The 15828-nt window shown below is 44.0% G+C and carries 15 protein-coding genes; 10 read left to right on the top strand and 5 right to left on the bottom strand.

Features of this window, described 5'->3' with window-relative positions:
• Positions 1-118: 118 nt before the first annotated feature.
• Positions 119-1129 carry a 3-oxoacyl-ACP synthase III family protein gene (locus tag AC0J2F_RS11310; protein WP_473007736.1) on the bottom strand — a complete coding sequence of 337 codons (1011 nt, stop codon included), beginning with the start codon at positions 1127-1129 and terminating at the stop codon, positions 119-121.
• A gap of 139 nt (positions 1130-1268) precedes the next feature.
• On the opposite strand from AC0J2F_RS11310, the gene AC0J2F_RS11305 reads away from it, so the two are divergent.
• Complete coding sequence (locus tag AC0J2F_RS11305; RefSeq protein WP_473007735.1) at positions 1269-3725, top strand: S9 family peptidase; 2457 nt, start codon at positions 1269-1271, stop codon at positions 3723-3725.
• A gap of 50 nt (positions 3726-3775) precedes the next feature.
• Here the strand turns inward: AC0J2F_RS11305 and AC0J2F_RS11300 are convergent, their stop codons facing one another.
• Both AC0J2F_RS11300 and AC0J2F_RS11295 read right to left on the bottom strand, forming a co-directional pair.
• The gene (locus tag AC0J2F_RS11300; RefSeq protein ID WP_473007734.1) at positions 3776-5083 is read right to left on the bottom strand and encodes an ABC1 kinase family protein; all 1308 of its coding nucleotides are present in this window, start codon (positions 5081-5083) and stop codon (positions 3776-3778) included.
• A 33-nt stretch (positions 5084-5116) separates the two neighbouring features.
• On the bottom strand, positions 5117-5770 hold the full coding sequence (locus AC0J2F_RS11295; protein ID WP_473007733.1) for a TetR family transcriptional regulator C-terminal domain-containing protein: 654 nt from the start codon (positions 5768-5770) through the stop codon (positions 5117-5119).
• Positions 5771-5934: 164 nt separating this feature from the next.
• Here AC0J2F_RS11295 and htpG point away from each other — a divergent pair, with 164 nt between their 5' ends.
• The 4 genes from htpG (at position 5935) to AC0J2F_RS11275 (ending at position 10645) form a co-directional block, all read left to right on the top strand.
• Entirely contained in the window at positions 5935-7821 is a 1887-nt protein-coding gene (gene htpG, locus AC0J2F_RS11290; protein ID WP_473007732.1) for a molecular chaperone HtpG, read from the top strand.
• An 82-nt stretch (positions 7822-7903) separates the two neighbouring features.
• On the top strand, positions 7904-9685 hold the full coding sequence (locus AC0J2F_RS11285) for a DUF885 domain-containing protein (RefSeq protein ID WP_473007731.1): 1782 nt from the start codon (positions 7904-7906) through the stop codon (positions 9683-9685).
• Positions 9685-10041 carry a DoxX family protein gene (locus AC0J2F_RS11280; protein WP_473007730.1) on the top strand — a complete coding sequence of 119 codons (357 nt, stop codon included), beginning with the start codon at positions 9685-9687 and terminating at the stop codon, positions 10039-10041. The genes AC0J2F_RS11285 and AC0J2F_RS11280 overlap by 1 nt, the downstream gene beginning before the upstream one ends.
• A complete protein-coding gene (locus AC0J2F_RS11275; protein WP_473007729.1) occupies positions 10034-10645 on the top strand; it encodes an alpha-ketoglutarate-dependent dioxygenase AlkB family protein in 612 nt (203 codons plus the stop codon). Before AC0J2F_RS11280 ends, AC0J2F_RS11275 begins: the two co-directional genes overlap by 8 nt.
• Here AC0J2F_RS11275 and AC0J2F_RS11270 read toward each other — a convergent pair.
• Together AC0J2F_RS11270 and AC0J2F_RS11265 are read right to left on the bottom strand one after the other, a co-directional pair.
• Positions 10629-11018: a hypothetical protein gene (locus AC0J2F_RS11270; RefSeq protein ID WP_473007728.1), complete on the bottom strand. Its 390-nt coding sequence runs from the start codon at positions 11016-11018 to the stop codon at positions 10629-10631. The two genes, AC0J2F_RS11275 and AC0J2F_RS11270, sit on opposite strands and share 17 nt — an antisense overlap.
• Before the next feature lie 37 nt (positions 11019-11055).
• Positions 11056-11832, bottom strand: a complete 777-nt coding sequence (locus AC0J2F_RS11265) for a S1/P1 nuclease (protein WP_473007727.1) — start codon at positions 11830-11832, stop codon at positions 11056-11058.
• A 120-nt stretch (positions 11833-11952) separates the two neighbouring features.
• Between AC0J2F_RS11265 and AC0J2F_RS11260 the strand changes: the two genes are divergently transcribed.
• The 5 genes from AC0J2F_RS11260 to AC0J2F_RS11240 are packed head-to-tail and all read left to right on the top strand — an operon-like array spanning position 11953 to position 15815.
• Positions 11953-12813 carry an SPFH domain-containing protein gene (locus tag AC0J2F_RS11260; protein WP_473007726.1) on the top strand — a complete coding sequence of 287 codons (861 nt, stop codon included), beginning with the start codon at positions 11953-11955 and terminating at the stop codon, positions 12811-12813.
• A 1-nt stretch (position 12814) separates the two neighbouring features.
• Positions 12815-13327: a hypothetical protein gene (locus AC0J2F_RS11255; protein WP_473007725.1), complete on the top strand. Its 513-nt coding sequence runs from the start codon at positions 12815-12817 to the stop codon at positions 13325-13327.
• Complete coding sequence (locus tag AC0J2F_RS11250; RefSeq protein ID WP_473007724.1) at positions 13314-14246, top strand: alpha/beta hydrolase family protein; 933 nt, start codon at positions 13314-13316, stop codon at positions 14244-14246. The genes AC0J2F_RS11255 and AC0J2F_RS11250 overlap by 14 nt, the downstream gene beginning before the upstream one ends.
• Positions 14247-14248: 2 nt before the next feature.
• Positions 14249-14422 (top strand): type II toxin-antitoxin system antitoxin, encoded by a 174-nt coding sequence (locus tag AC0J2F_RS11245; RefSeq protein ID WP_473007723.1) that lies wholly within the window; start codon positions 14249-14251, stop codon positions 14420-14422.
• A gap of 58 nt (positions 14423-14480) precedes the next feature.
• Entirely contained in the window at positions 14481-15815 is a 1335-nt protein-coding gene (locus AC0J2F_RS11240; RefSeq protein ID WP_473007722.1) for a DUF819 family protein, read from the top strand.
• Positions 15816-15828 lie beyond the last annotated feature (13 nt).

Genomic DNA, 15828 nt, shown 5'->3' with positions numbered 1-15828 from the left:
ACTCACTCGCAAGGTTATAATTTATTTGAATTAGCCATTTAAGTATTAAAACCCCGTGAAGCAAAAATAGAAACGCCCTCTTTTGGAGGGCGTTTTTCGTTCTATATTTGTTTTGAGTTTAAGCCCAACGAATAATAGCGCTTCCCCAAGTGAATCCGCTACCAAAAGCGGCTAAGACTACCAGGTCTCCGGATTTGATCTTTCCGGCCTCCCAGGCTTCTGTTAATGCAATAGGAATAGAAGCAGCAGTGGTGTTTCCGTACTTTTGAATGTTATTGAATACCTGATCGTCGCTCAGTCCAAACTTCTTTTGAATGAATTGTGAGATTCTGAGGTTAGCCTGATGCGGAATCAGCATGGCAATATCGTCCACACCAAACCCATTGGCTTGCAAGCCTTCTTGGATCACTTCAGAGAAACGCACTACGGCATTCTTAAATACAAACTGACCATTCATATAAGGGTAATACGGAATGTCTTCCTGCGGATCCTCTTCAATGATCTGTGGTACCCAATAACCGGTACTTGGTCCTTGTAGGGCTAATTCGTCCTTGTGTTTTCCTTCGGAGTGCAGATGCGTAGAAAGTATACCTCCTGCCCCTGTTTCATTTCTAGAAACAACAGCAGCTCCAGCCCCGTCGCCAAAGATCACAGAAACTCCGCGACCTCGAGTGGTCATGTCCAAGCCACCACTGTGGTTCTCACTACCGATAACCAATACATTTTTGTACATCCCCGTTTTAATGTATTGATCTGCAGTAGAAAGTGCGTAAACAAAGCCGCTACACTGGTTGCGTACGTCTAGCGCTGGTACGGTTCCTATTCCAAGTTGGTCTTGTACTTGTACCCCTCCGCCTGGAAAATACATATCCGGACTCAAAGTGGCAAAGATTATAAGTTCAATATCGTTAGGGTCAATTCCCGCACGCTCAATAGCAATTCGGGCTGCCTTGGTTCCCATAACGCTGGTAGTATTACCATCGCCGGGAAGAATGTGGCGACGCTCCTTGATACCCGTACGCTCTTGTATCCAAGCGTCATTGGTATCCATTACTTTAGAAAGATCGTCATTGGTCACCACATGCTCAGGAACGTAGAATCCCAAGCCAGAAATTCGAGATGTATACATAAAAGATTATTAGCTGGTAAAGATACGGTTATTCGCGCTCCGACCCCAATATCAAGGCTTTATCTGTTATGCGCGCATAATAAGTTTTAACATCACTTTATCTAAATTTTGAAGTACCTTTTTGGGAAAATTCACAACCATGCAAAACAAGTTCTTTTTACTTGTCTTGTTGCTGAGCTTTGGCTGGGCACAAGCACAAGAAAACCTGGAATATCAAAAACCACCACAAGAAATTCTAGAGCTGGTCGATGCGCCATTAGCTCCTGGAGTACAAATCGATTCTAAAGGGGAAAATGCGGTCTTGATCTATCGCGATGCCTTTAAAAGCATAGCAGAGCTCTCTGCTCCAGAGATGCGCTTGGGTGGTCTGAGGATCAATCCTAAAACCAATATTGGGAGTCGTACAACCTTTTACAACAACCTAAAAGTTAAGCGTACCGAAGATAAGGAAGCCACTCAAGTTACTGGTTTGCCGGCAAATCCAAGACTCAGCGGATTCAGCTGGTCTCCTGACGAATCCAAGATCGCTTGTTTGAACACCACGGATAGCGGTGTTGAAGTTTGGGTACTGGACATCGCTGAGGCTAAGGTTACCAAACTAACCGACGCTTCTGTGAACGCCAATATGGGCGGAGCCATCCGCTGGTTCAAATCTGGAGATGCCATGCTTGTAAAAATGCTACCCAAAAACAGAAAACCGCTTATAAATGTTGCGGAAGCAGTACCGACCGGACCAACCATCTCTGTCAGTGATGGTGCCAAAGCACAGAACAGAACCTATCAGGATCTGCTAAAAAACCCGAACGACGAGCACAACTTTGAACAGCTCGCCATTTCTGAGATCAAAAAAGTTAGTCTAAACGGAACCATCAGTAACTTTTTACCTCCGGCCATGTACAGAGGGATGAGTTTTTCTCCGGATGGGAAATACGTTATGATCACCAAGATCAAAAAGCCCTTCTCCTATATAGTACCATACAGCAGGTTCACATTCGATGAAACTGTTTACACCAACGATGGAAACTTTGTTGCCACAGTAAACGATGTTCCGCTTAATGAGGTACAACCCAAAGGTTTTATGGCCACCCGCAAAGGCAAGCGAAACATGAGTTGGCGCGCAGACAAAGCTGCTACTCTTTATTGGGCAGAAGCACAAGACGAAGGTGACCCTGCCATAGAAGTGCCGTTCCGGGATTTTGTCTATCAATTGGAAGCTCCGTTTAAGGGAGAAAAAGAAATGGTGACAAGAACGATTAATCGTTTTAGCGGTATCACTTGGGGAACCGAAAACACTGCGGTACTTTATGATTACTGGTGGAACACTCGAAACACTAAGACCTATTTGTTCAGTCCGTCCAAGCCAGAAATGGACCCAAAAGTGATCACAGACAGAAACTATCAGGATCAGTATAGCGATCCGGGAGATTTTGTGACTACAAAAAACAAATACGATCGTTATGTGTTAGACGTTCAAAACGGCAAGGCCTTTTTAATGGGAGCTGGTTATACTCCAGAAGGACAATTCCCCTTTGTGGACGAAATGGACCTAGCTACACAAAAGACCAAAAGATTGTATCAATCCGAATACACCGATAAGTTAGAGCGCCTCTACTCTGCCATCGATATGAAAAAAGGAGAGATCCTGGTACGTATAGAAGGACAAACAGAGTATCCGAATTATTACATCAGAAACATCAAAAAGAAAAATGCGCTAAAACCACTGACCTCTTTTGAGAATCCGTTCAAAAGTCTGCAAGGTGTTCACAAAGAAGTAATCACCTATAAGCGCGATGACGGTTTGGATCTGGAGGGAACCCTATATCTGCCAATAGGATATGATAAAGAGAAAAAGGAGAAGATGCCGATGATCCTTTGGGCTTATCCTAGAGAATACAAGGACAAAAGCTCTGCTTCTCAAAGCACCACCAACCCTAATGAGTTCATATACCCATATTATGGGTCGCCTATTTACTGGGTAACCCGTGGTTATGTGATCTTGGATGATGCGGCATTCCCCATTGTTGGCGAAGGAGACGAAGAGCCCAATGATACTTTTAGACCGCAATTGGTGGCCAATGCAAAGGCTGCAATTGATGCCGTTGATGCCATGGGCTATATAGACAGATCTCGAGTTGGGGTAGGCGGACACAGTTACGGCGCTTTTATGGTTGCTAACCTGCTGAGTCATTCTGATCTGTTTGCCGCCGGAATTGCGCGTTCTGGAGCTTACAACAGAACCTTGACACCTTTTGGATTCCAAAGCGAGCAACGCAGCTATTGGGATTCTCCTGAGACCTATTACACCATGTCGCCGTTTATGCATGCGGATAAAATGAAAACTCCGCTGTTGTTAGTACACGGGGAGGCCGATAACAACTCCGGGACTTACCCACTGCAAAGTGAGCGTTATTTCAATGCTTTAAAAGGATTAGGGGCAACGGCACGTTTGGTGATGCTCCCTAAGGAAAGTCATGGATATCGTGCTAAGGAAAGTATTATGCACCTACTTTGGGAACAAGATACTTGGTTAGAGACCTATGTAAAGAACAAGAAGTCACAAGAATTGAGTACTGGTTCGGAGAGTTTTAAGAACTAATCGAAGCGTACAAAATAAACCTTTCAAGGCTTTTGCGTAGTTTAATCAGCTTACGCAAAAGCCTTGAAGTTGTTTATGCGGACTGTTGCTCCCAGATCGTTGAGCAAATTATACAATCCAAAGAAGGTTCTGTTAATGTATAAGAAGTGCTTAGACCCTCGGTTCCCGTTCATTTTACGCAACTCAGTGTCCTTAGAATACTTTTCACCAAGCTCTGCGATCTTTCCAAAAAAGACCTCATCAGAAAAGTCGAAGACCTCCTTGTGGAATGGTTGGGTGAATAAACTCAGCATTTCTTTAAAGAGTTCTGTAAAGAATACACGCTCTTCTGGAGTATCGGTGTTCTTAATGATCTCTAATTGTTCTAATTTCTCTGCAAAGAAGCTTTCATTCTCAATAGCTCCTGGTTCGGCCAATTGAAAATAAGGCGTGTAGAACTCTTCCGGTACTTTTTTGATGCAACCAAAGTCTATTGCGATTAGCTGACCGGCTTCGTTGACCAAAAAATTCCCTGGATGCGGGTCGGCATGCACTGCTTTTAGCTCGTGCATCTGATACATATAAAAATCCCAAAGGGTTTGCCCTATCTTATCGGCCAAAGCCTGATCCGCATTTAAGGCGGCAAACTCACTGAGGTGTTTCCCATGCATATAGTCCATGGTAATGATGCGCTCGTTTGAAAGCTCTGGATAATAGGTCGGGAAAACCAAATTATCGATATGGCCACAAGCTTTAGAAATGTCTTGACTTTGTTTTACCTCTAAGACATAATCGGTCTCTTCCAAAAGTTTTTCTTCTACTTCTTTAAAGTATTTTGCGGAGTCCTTTCCTTTCAGGTTGAACATTTTTGTCGCTACCGGTTTTACCAAGGCCAGATCACTACTAATACTGTCTGCTACCCCAGGATATTGGATCTTAACAGCAAGCTCCTTCCCGTCTTTCTCTGCCTTGTGTACTTGCCCAATGGAAGCAGCTGCTACAGATTCCGGGTTGAAGCCGTCGTATAAGCTCTCTGGATACTCTCCGAAGTAACGTTTAAAGGTCTTACGTACTAAAGGGGCCGACAAAGGAGGTACTGAGAACTGCGCCAAGGAGAATTTCTCTACATAAGCTTTGGGCAAAATGCTCTTTTCCATACTGAGCATCTGTGCCACTTTCAATGCACTTCCTTTGAGTTGTTTTAAACCGTCATAGATGTCTGCGGCATTGTCTTCGTTGAGCTTGTCTTTTGACAGCTCGGGGTTGACGAGTTTTTCGCCGTAGTACTTCAAATAATTGCCTCCAACCTTAACCCCTGTAGTAACCAGCTTTGAGGCACGCTGTAATTTATTAGTAGGGATCTTATCTATGGTCTTCATCTATATGTTTCTGTTTGTGATCGTTAGATTCGATTATGCCATTTTTTCCTTCCAGAGGAACTTTCCAAAATCGATTATACTTTCTAAAGGCGTAGTCTCAAATACGTCAAAGATCACACGGACCGACTTCTCGATAGCCACGTCTGTCTTTTCGAATCCTTTGGAGGTGTCATCCATCCAATATTTGAGCAGGAATAAGAACTGTACCCAGGCACCCTCTGAAAAGATAGAAACCGGATGCTTTAATATTTTGAGTTGTTTTTCGTCGTTATTCTCTTGAATCAACTCCCCGGAAAACTCCTTGATCGCTTTTCTGAGCTCACTGAGCTCTTTCAGCGATTTCATCTTATCCTTTTTGCCTTTCAAACTAAACAGTACATAGCTTCGGTTGGCTGTCAACACTTCGAACAAGGTGTAAAACATAGTTAACATTTTGTCCTTGGCAGAGAGGGCCTCGTAACCGTCTGCCTGCAGCATCACCTCGTGCGTGTTGTCAAAGAATTGCTTCCAGATGTTCTTTCTCAGGGCTTCGAAAGATCCTGCCACTTGGTAAAACTGATCTTCGGGGATCTCTTCGTGCTTGCAGAATTTATAGACAGAAACTGGCTCGTGCTCGTGCTCCATCACATATTCCATATACTTGTTAATGATGTCGTTGGCCGATAAATTTTTCTTTTTTGCAGTCATGGTGGATAATTTGTACAAATTTACTAAATGTTTAATCTTTTATAAAATACTTTAAACAAAAATTAAGGATATTTTTGCCAGCTCGTGACAAGCTGTCAGCCCAGGGAGGCTTGGTATTTTATTTGCTTATTGGTTTGTCGTTAAAAAATGAAAAACGCTACACTATGAGCACCGGAAATATCAATGTATCAGTAGAAAACATCTTTCCATTAATCAAGAAGTTCCTCTACAGCGATCACGAGATCTTTTTACGAGAATTGATCTCTAATGCTACGGATGCAACTTTAAAACTCAAACACCTCACTTCTATTGGCGAAGCCAAAGTAGAATACGGCGATCCTAAGATCGAGATCATTGCCGATAAGGACACCAACACCCTGAGAATCATTGACCAAGGAATTGGTATGAGCGCAGAGGAGGTAGAGAAATACATCAACCAGATCGCTTTCTCGGGCGCAGAAGAGTTCATTGAAAAATACAAGGACAAAGAAGGCGATGAAGCAGGTATCATTGGTCACTTTGGATTGGGATTCTATTCCGCCTTTATGGTGGCCGATAAGGTTGAGATCATAACCAAGTCCTACACCGACGCTCCTGCAGCGCACTGGACTTGTGATGGCTCTCCAAAATATACACTAGAAGCTCACGATAAGGCCAACCGCGGTACAGAGATCATTTTGCACATTGCAGAAGACAGCACCGAGTTTTTAGAAGAAGGCCGCATCATGGAATTGTTGACCAAATACAACAAGTTCATGCCAATCCCGATCAAATTTGGAACCAAGACCGAAACCCTTCCCCTACCGGAAGACGCTGCAGACGATGCCAAACCAGAAACCGTAGAGGTAGATCGCATTGTCAATAACCCCAACCCAGCTTGGACCAAAGCTCCTGCAGACCTTGAAGAAAAGGACTATGCAGATTTCTATCGAGAGATGTACCCGATGCAGTTCGAGCAGCCGCTGTTCCACATTCACCTGAATGTGGACTACCCGTTCAACTTGACAGGAATCTTGTATTTCCCCAAACTCAGCAACGATCTGAACATTCAGAAAGATCGTATTCAGTTGTATCAGAATCAGGTATTCGTAACCGACAATGTAGAAGGTATAGTACCGGAATTCTTGACCATGCTCCGCGGGGTGATAGATTCTCCGGATATTCCACTAAACGTTTCAAGAAGTTACTTGCAAGCTGATGGCGCTGTAAAGAAGATTTCAAGCTACATTACCCGCAAGGTGGCAGATAAGCTAAAATCGCTCTTTAAGAATGACCGCGAGGCTTTTGAGCAAAAGTGGAACGACATTAAGATCGTTATAGAATACGGGATGCTCTCTGAGGATAAGTTCTACGAAAAAGCACAGGATTTTGCCTTGTATCCTACAGTAGATGGCACCTATTACACCTTCGAAGAATTACGCGAAAAGATCAAAGACGCGCAAACCGACAAAGACGACAAATTGGTCGTGCTTTACGCTTCTGACATAGAGGCGCAGCACGCTTATATAGAAACGGCCAAAGCAAAAGGCTATGAGGTATTGCTGTTAGACAGTCCTATTGTATCACATCTGATCCAGAAATTGGAGTCGAAGTTTGAGAACACCAGTTTTGTTCGTGTAGATGGAGATCATATTGACAATCTCATCAAAAAAGACGATACAACCATCTCCAAGCTTTCTGACGAGCAAAAAGAGACACTTTCTAGCTTGCTGACCGAGGTGATTCCCCAAGATAAATTCAGCGTACAACTGGAAGCTATGGACTCCGAAGCAAATCCATTTGTGATCACCCAACCTGAATTCATGCGTCGTATGAAAGAGATGCAACAGACCGGAGGAGGTATGTTTGGAATGGGCAATATGCCGGAGATGTACAATTTGGTGGTCAATACCAACCACGAGCTCATTGGACAGATTTTGGAGACCAAAACCCAGAAAAAGAAAGAGCGCCTTATCAATCAGGCCCTAGACTTGGCCAAACTGTCGCAGAACTTACTCAAGGGAGAAGCCCTTACCGAGTTCATAAAACGCAGTTATGACATGATCAAGTAAGCTTGACAAAACAATGCAAAGCCGCCTTAAAGGGCGGCTTTTTTGTATCTTAGAAACATCAAAAAGACTAAACCAAACTAAAATGCGCATTCTATTTTCACTATCGTTACTGCTGTTTGTACTTTTTTCGTGTAAAGAAGCTGAAGAGAAAAGTCCGGCCGTTGACGGCTCCGAAGCCTTAGGACAACTCCTCGACGATTTTAAAGCCGAGAGTTATGAACTCTATCCGTGGAACGCCACATTCGAAGGCGACAGCCGTTTTAATAACTTGCTGCCCAACTTTTACACCATGGAATTTCGCGACAAAGAATTGGCTTATTACAAGAAGTACAAAGAAGCTGTTAGCGCCATAGACGACGCAGATCTGGACGAGAACGAACTGCTGAGCAAAAAGATTTTGCTGTGGGAATGTGAGCGAAACATAGAAGGCAAAGATTTTCCTGGAGAACTCTTGCCTGTAGATCAGTTCAACTCACCTATTTTAATGTTTGCTCAATTAGGTAGTGGACAAAGTGCGCAACCCTTTACTAACAAAAAAGATTATACCAACTGGTTAGAACGTCTTGACGCTATGCTACCCATAGTAGATACGGCCATGGTGAATATGGAAAAAGGAATTGCTCAAGGCATTGTTTTACCTCAAGCTTTGACCAAAAAGGTATTGCCTCAAATTAAGAGCTTGGTAAGTGAATCTGCGGAGCAAAGTTTGTTTTACAGTCCAATACGAATGCTGCCGGAAGATATGGACCAAGCGGTAAAAGACAGCCTTACCCAGGCCTACACCACCATGATCAACGACAAGCTTTCCCCTAAACTAGAGCAGCTGTACAACTATCTTGAGAATACCTACTTGCCAGCCAGTCGTGAGAGCTCGGGTTATTCTGATATTCCCGGAGGCGCTGAGCAATACAACCGTTTGATCAAATTGTACACCACTACAGATATGACTGCGGATGAGATTCATCAACTGGGGCTCAACGAAGTGGCGCGTATTCGTGCAGCCATGGAACAAGTAAAAGCTCAGGTTGGTTTTGAGGGAGATCTAAAGGCTTTCTTTGATCATGTGCGCACCAATAAGGAGCTCATGCCTTTTACAGATCCGCAGCAAGTAATAGACAACTTCAACGCCATTCACGACAAAATGAAACCGCAGATCGACAAATTGTTCGACATGCAACCCAAGACCGAGTTCGAGGTCCGCAGAACGGAAAAGTTCCGTGAGGCTTCTGCCAGTGCGCAATACAACCCAGGATCCTTAGACGGTACCCGCCCAGGGATTTTCTATGTACCGATTCCAGACGTTACCAGCTATAATATTTATTCGGATGAGGATCTGTTCTTGCACGAGGCAATACCTGGACATCACTTTCAAGTATCCTTGACCCAAGAGAACGAGAATCTGCCTCAATTCCGCAAGACGCTGTGGTATTCTGCTTATGGAGAGGGCTGGGCCTTGTATACAGAATCTTTAGGTAAAGAATTGGGTCTTTATGACGATCCATATCAATACTTTGGAATGTTGAGCGCAGAGATGCACCGCGCCATTCGCTTGGTGGTAGACACCGGAATTCACACCAAAGGCTGGAGCCGTGAGAAGGCTATCCAATACTCCTTAGACAATGAAGCGGAAAGCGAAGCCAGTATTACTGCAGAGATAGAACGTTATATGGCTATTCCGGGACAAGCGCTGTCTTATAAGATCGGGCAGCTAAAGATCTTGGAGCTACGCGCCAAAGCTGAACAGGAGTTGGGCGATAATTTTGACATCAAATCGTTCCATAATGAAGTATTGGAAAGCGGTAGTTTGCCACTCGCCCTTTTAGAAGAGAAAATCAATGCTTGGATCAATTCCCTGAAACCCTAATGAACTTTCCCTGGCACCAATATTTACTGGCCGTGATCTTTATCGCGGCTGGCGCAGCACATTTTAAATGGCCACAGATCTATAAAAAGATCATGCCACCCTACTTACCAGCACATGACAGCTTGATCATTATTAGCGGCATGCTAGAAATGGTCTTTGGCCTTATGCTTGTTAGCAGTGACGGAACCACCAGAGTGGCTGCTTGGGGTATCATTGTACTGCTGATCTTATTCTTACCAGTCCATATTTATATGTTACAGGAAAAGGAAGCGCGAATGAAATTACCTGTTTGGGTATTGCTACTGCGTGTTCCCTTACAGTTTGGACTGATGTATTGGGCTTGGCAATATGTCTGATCTGTTTGGCAATAGAGAACCAGAACCTATTCGCCTGCCCCTAGCTGGAGCAGAGGCCATGTACTACCCTAATTTTATTGCTGCCAATGAGTCTGAGGTTCTTTTTGAGCAATTACTCTTAGAAACAGCCTGGCAGCAGGATAATATAAAGGTATTTGGAAAGGTCTACGCCCAGCCAAGGCTTACAGCCCTGTATGCGGAAAACGAACAACCCTACTCCTACTCCAACATCACCATGTACCCAAGGCCGTTTACTCCTTTACTGCTTAATCTAAAAGAGCGGATAGAGACAGTCACAGATACAGCTTTTACAACAGTCTTATTGAATTTGTATCGCGATGGCAACGATTCTAATGGTTGGCATGCAGACGACGAAAAAGAATTGGGACCAAACCCTGTAATAGCTAGCTTGAGTTTTGGAGCATCACGCCTGTTTAAGTTTCGCGAAAAAGCCGACAAAAGCAACACCTATAAGCTAGAACTATCAGCTGGTAGTTTACTCCTAATGCAAGGCGCAACGCAACATCTCTGGCAACATCAGATCCCTAAAACAAAAAAAGAAGTCGGCCCTAGGATAAATCTAACCTTTAGAGTTCTGATTTAGTCCATTCTAGAGCGCGATAGGCCGACTTTAAATAGATCAATATGGCCAAAGTGCCTACATGATAAAGAATATGGATGTCTGGTGTCCGAATAAACAAAAAAGCCAATATAATTAAGGTGATATACACCCCAAGGTTCAGGGCCTCGCGTATGACCAGATTACTGACAATTAAAGCGCCTACAAAGAATTCGGCAAAGGGAAACATCATTATAAGAGCTTCTGAAAGGTTTCCTGGCGGAAGTACTTCGTCAAATTGAGTGCTTACATAAGCCGTATACTGCTCCAACAGAAGTATTCTGTAAATGCCGTGACCGCCGATCAGAAAACCGGCCATATAGCGGAGGAATATAGTGAGGTTCGTAGATTGCTTCATGGGTAGAAGCAAATTACGCAGAACATCTCAGAATTTCTTACGCAAAAACCTCATTTAAAATAATGGCTAGACGGATACCTCCCTTGTGCAATTGCATGCGTAATTTATCCATATAAAGGTAAGCGTAGCGGTATTTTAAGTTGGCGCCAACTTTGGTGTTGGCATAGATATCCTCACACAAAGCTCGAGATTCTCGCATCCAGTCGTAATGGGTTCCTTGAGCGACAGCCTCAACCTCATCTGGACTGAGATAAGGCGCTGTATTAGCTAATTCTGTGTATGACATTTTATAATAATCTAGAAGGCTGCTGTCCCAAATTCTGTGCAAGTTTGTTCCCTCGTCAAACCACTGCACTTGGAAACGGTTTCCGCCGCGGTCGTCAGCTATCCCTACATGTAACGGCTGATGCAGATCACCCACAAAATGCACAAGCATCTTTAAATGAAAGGCCTTTTCCTCTTTACTCGATTTCGGATCTTTGAGCACTTTAATAGCTGTATCTATACCTACCATAAGATCACCATACTCACTCTTGGGGTGTTTGTCATAATCACTTCCGAAGGGATAGTTCACATAATGCCAAGCCCCGTAAGCTCTGTAGAGCGTGTCGCTTTTAATCTCATCCGCATAGGTAGAGACCAAGGCAAGCGATTTATTATCCAGCAAGGCATTTACAGCTGCAAGGGCTTTTGGAGTTAGATACTTGGTGGCTATTTCACCAGTAGCGCGATGCCCGGTCTTGCCCCAATCTGCAAAAGAAACTTGAGCAGTCATTAAAAAGACCAATATTAAAAGGGAAGTACGTAGTCGCATAGTTGGGTTTTTTTCAAAGATAACTATTGCCTCGTAAAAAAAATTTGAAAAAAGTGTAACGTTTTTGACAAAAGTGATACTTTTATTATATCATATTGATATCATTTTAAATCTAACACTATGACAAACGAAAAAATCATCGTACCCATGAACGGCTATATCATGCTGTTCTTTACCCTTGCTGCTATTATCGGTGGGATTGTGGGTATCATTGCCCTGCGTAATCCTTGGATGGCCGGTTTACTGATTCTAGGTTTCTTTCTCCTACCTGGCTTTGTAATGATCAACCCAAACGGAAGCCGCGTTCTGCTGCTATTTGGTAAGTATGTTGGTACTATAAAGAAGAACGGCCTGTTTTGGGTCAATCCTTTTTACACCAAGAAAAAGATCTCTCTGCGTGCTCGAAACTTCGATAGTGAGCGTTTAAAGGTGAACGACAAACTGGGCAACCCTGTAATTATCAGTACTATTTTAGTTTGGCGTGTTCAGGATACGCATAAGGCGGCTTTTGACGTTGATAACTACGAGCATTTTGTTCGCGTGCAGACTGATGCTGCTGTAAGAGAACTTGCCAGTATGTATCCGTACGACAACTTTGCAGACGAAGGCCTTGAAGAAGAGATCACCCTGCGCTCGAGCACCCAAGAGGTGAATCAGGCCCTAGAAAACGAATTGACAGATCGTTTGGCAATAGCAGGAATCGAAGTGCTGGAGTCACGTATTGGTTATTTAGCCTATTCCAATGAGATCGCCTCGGCGATGCTGAAGCGTCAACAAGCTACTGCAATTGTTGCTGCGCGACACAAGATCGTGGAAGGCGCTGTGAGCATGGTAGAAATGGCCTTAGAAGAGCTCAGCAAAAAACAAGTAGTAGACTTGGACGAGGAGCGTAAGGCAGCCATGGTTAGTAATCTTATGGTGATCTTATGTGGAGATAAAGATGCTTCTCCCGTAGTTAACACAGGAACTTTAAATACTTAATATGCGCGTTTTTAACGAAACACAAAAGTTCAATCAAGGGTGGTTAAGAGTGGTACTGATCTCGGTAGCAGGCTTGACCACACTGCCTGTTTTCTTTTTAGTTGATTGGCAAGGCATTGGACAAACTGAGCTTATCGCTGTTGGAGGCTCTATGGCATTGACTTTAGGTCTGTTGTTCTTTATTATGTTCATCTTCCGGTTGGAAACTCGGATCGATGAAAAAGGGATCCACTACGGGTTTCATCCGATTCCCGGCAAGAACAATCTGCAATCGTGGGATGCGATCTCTAAAGTCTATGTACGTAACTACAGTGCGATTGGCGAATACGGAGGTTGGGGCTATCGTGTGAGTTTTAGTAAATCCAAAGGCAAGGCCTATAATGTTTCCGGCAATGTCGGAATACAACTCGAACTCAAGAACGGAAAGAAGGTACTTATCGGAACTCAACAAAAAGATGCGGCCACCTCAGCCATAAACTATTACTTAAAAACAACTGGTCATGAAGCTAATTAAGGTCCTTATTTTATCCACAATACTAACCGCTCAGGCACTGGCACAAGATGTCAACTTTGAAAGTGTAGACCTGAAAGTAACTTCCTTGGTGGAAGGAACCTTACTACGCCCGGCGGATCAGTCTGCAGTGCCCTTAGTGATCATCATTCAAGGCTCTGGACCAACAGATCGTGATGGGAACCAACCTATGGTGATGAACAACTCCTTAAAATATTTGGCGCAAGGTTTAAGTGAGGCTGGAATTGCCAGTTTTCGTTACGACAAACGAATCATGCCCATGTTGCGCAACAGAACCTTAAATGAAGCTACACTCTCTTTCAATGACTTTGTGGACGATGCTAAAGCAGTACTGACATACTTTCAAAACAGCGGAGCTTTTAGTGAGATCCATATTGCAGGGCATTCTCAAGGGTCGTTAGTTGGTATGCTTGCTGCACAAGAAGGAGCTGACGGTTTTATTTCTTTGGCAGGAGCAGGTCAATCCATAGACGAAGTGATCATCGACCAGCTAGAAAGACAGGCTCCAGGATTGGCAGAAAATGCCAGAGCCGCCTTTAATGACCTCCGCACACAAGGCAAGGCAGAACAATTTAGTCCGGGCTTAGCCTCAATTTTTAGAAAAGACATACAGCCCTTTATGCTTTCTTGGATGCAGTACGATCCAAAAGTTGAGATCACAAAATTAAGCTGCCCTGTACTAATAGTAAATGGCAGCAAAGACTTGCAGGTAGATGTAGAAGAAGCGCAACTTCTTGCCCAGGCAAAACCGGATGCCCAATTCGCTGTAGTGGAAAACATGAATCACGTTCTAAAGTTCATAGAAGGCAGCGATATGGAAAACGCAAAATCCTATAACGAACCGAACAAACCTTTAAGTCCAGGATTCTTAGAGATCGTAGTGGACTTTGTAAACCAATAATCATGGCCAAAAAGAAGGCTTTTGCATTGCGGATCAATGAAGACCTCATGAAGGCTGTCGAGAAATGGGCAGCCGATGAGTTCAGATCTACCAATGGCCAGATCGAATGGATGCTGCACCAGGTGCTCAAAGAGGCGAAAAGGTTGCCTAAAAAGAAGGAGGACCCTAAGGACTGAGCAATTGTACTTCCGCTTTCCACTTGGAAATCGTATTTTGCAGCCAAACAACTGCTAAATGACCTTATTAATTACCGAGGTAGTTAAAGACACCACGCCTCTCATTACTAACGACAAGATCGTTTTTGGACTACTCATGCTCTGCTTGGGCTTTGTTTTTTATACCTCTAGCAAAAAAAGTGGGCCTTGGGCAAAATTCTACAAATACATCCCTGCCCTCTTTATGGCCTATTTTGTGCCGGCTATCTTAACTACTACGGGCATCATAGCACCAGAATGGACTAGCGTTGCTGCGGATGGAACAGCGACAGAAGCAAGTTCTGATCTTTACCATATGGCCAGTCGCTATTTATTGCCAGCAGCTTTGGTATTAATGACCTTGAGCTTAGATCTAAAAGGCGTATTCAACCTGGGGCCAAAAGCCTTATGGATGTTCTTGGCAGGTACCGCGGGTATCATTTTAGGCGGACCTTTAGCAGTGCTTATTGTAGGCAGTATTTCTCCAGAAACCGTAGGTGGTGAAGGCGCCGATGCTGTATGGCGAGGGCTATCGACCCTGGCAGGAAGCTGGATCGGTGGTGGAGCCAATCAGAGTGCTATGCTAGAGATCTATGGCTACAATCAGAAACTATACGGACAAATGGTATTTGTCGATATTTTGGTAGCTAACGTTTGGATGGCTATCATCCTTATAGGGATTGGAAAGTCAGCCCGCATAGACCGCTGGCTCAAAGCAGACAATACTGCCATCGAATCGCTCAAGCAAAAAATGACCGCTTTTACCGAAAAAGTGAGTCACAATCCCTCTTTAAGCGAACTCATGGTCTTAGGCGCCTTGGCTTTTGGAGCCGTTGGAGCTTCGCACTGGTTAGGCGATATAATGGCTGCTGCGCTCTCCGGATGGGTAGATGGACTTAGCGGACTGACCAAGAACGTATTTAGCTTTTTAGGCAGTTCATTCTTTTGGATGGTCACTATTGCGACTTTGATCGGAGTACTCTTGAGTTACACCAAAGCCCGTAATTTAGAAGGAGCCGGCGCTAGTAAAATGGGAAGCGTCTTTATATACATCCTTGTAGCCACCATAGGTATGAAAATGGACTTAAGACTCATCTTTAATAACCCTGGATTGATTGTAGTTGGTTTTGTTTGGATGGCAGTTCATGCAGGTATCCTAATTGGCATGGCTAAATTGATACGCGCGCCCTACTTTTTCTTGGCTGTAGGGAGTCAAGCCAATGTGGGTGGAGCCGCCTCTGCCCCTATCGTAGCCTCTGCATTTCACAGCTCTCTGACCACGGTAGGAGTACTCTTAGCAGTCTTTGGATATGCCATAGGAACCTTAGGTGCAGTGGCTTGTACATTTTTAATGCAATTGGCTGCAGCCTCTTAGGAGAAGCGCCAAA

Source organism: Gilvibacter sp. CC01, assembly GCF_055755295.1.
This window is presented reverse-complemented; position numbering and strand designations above follow the sequence as displayed.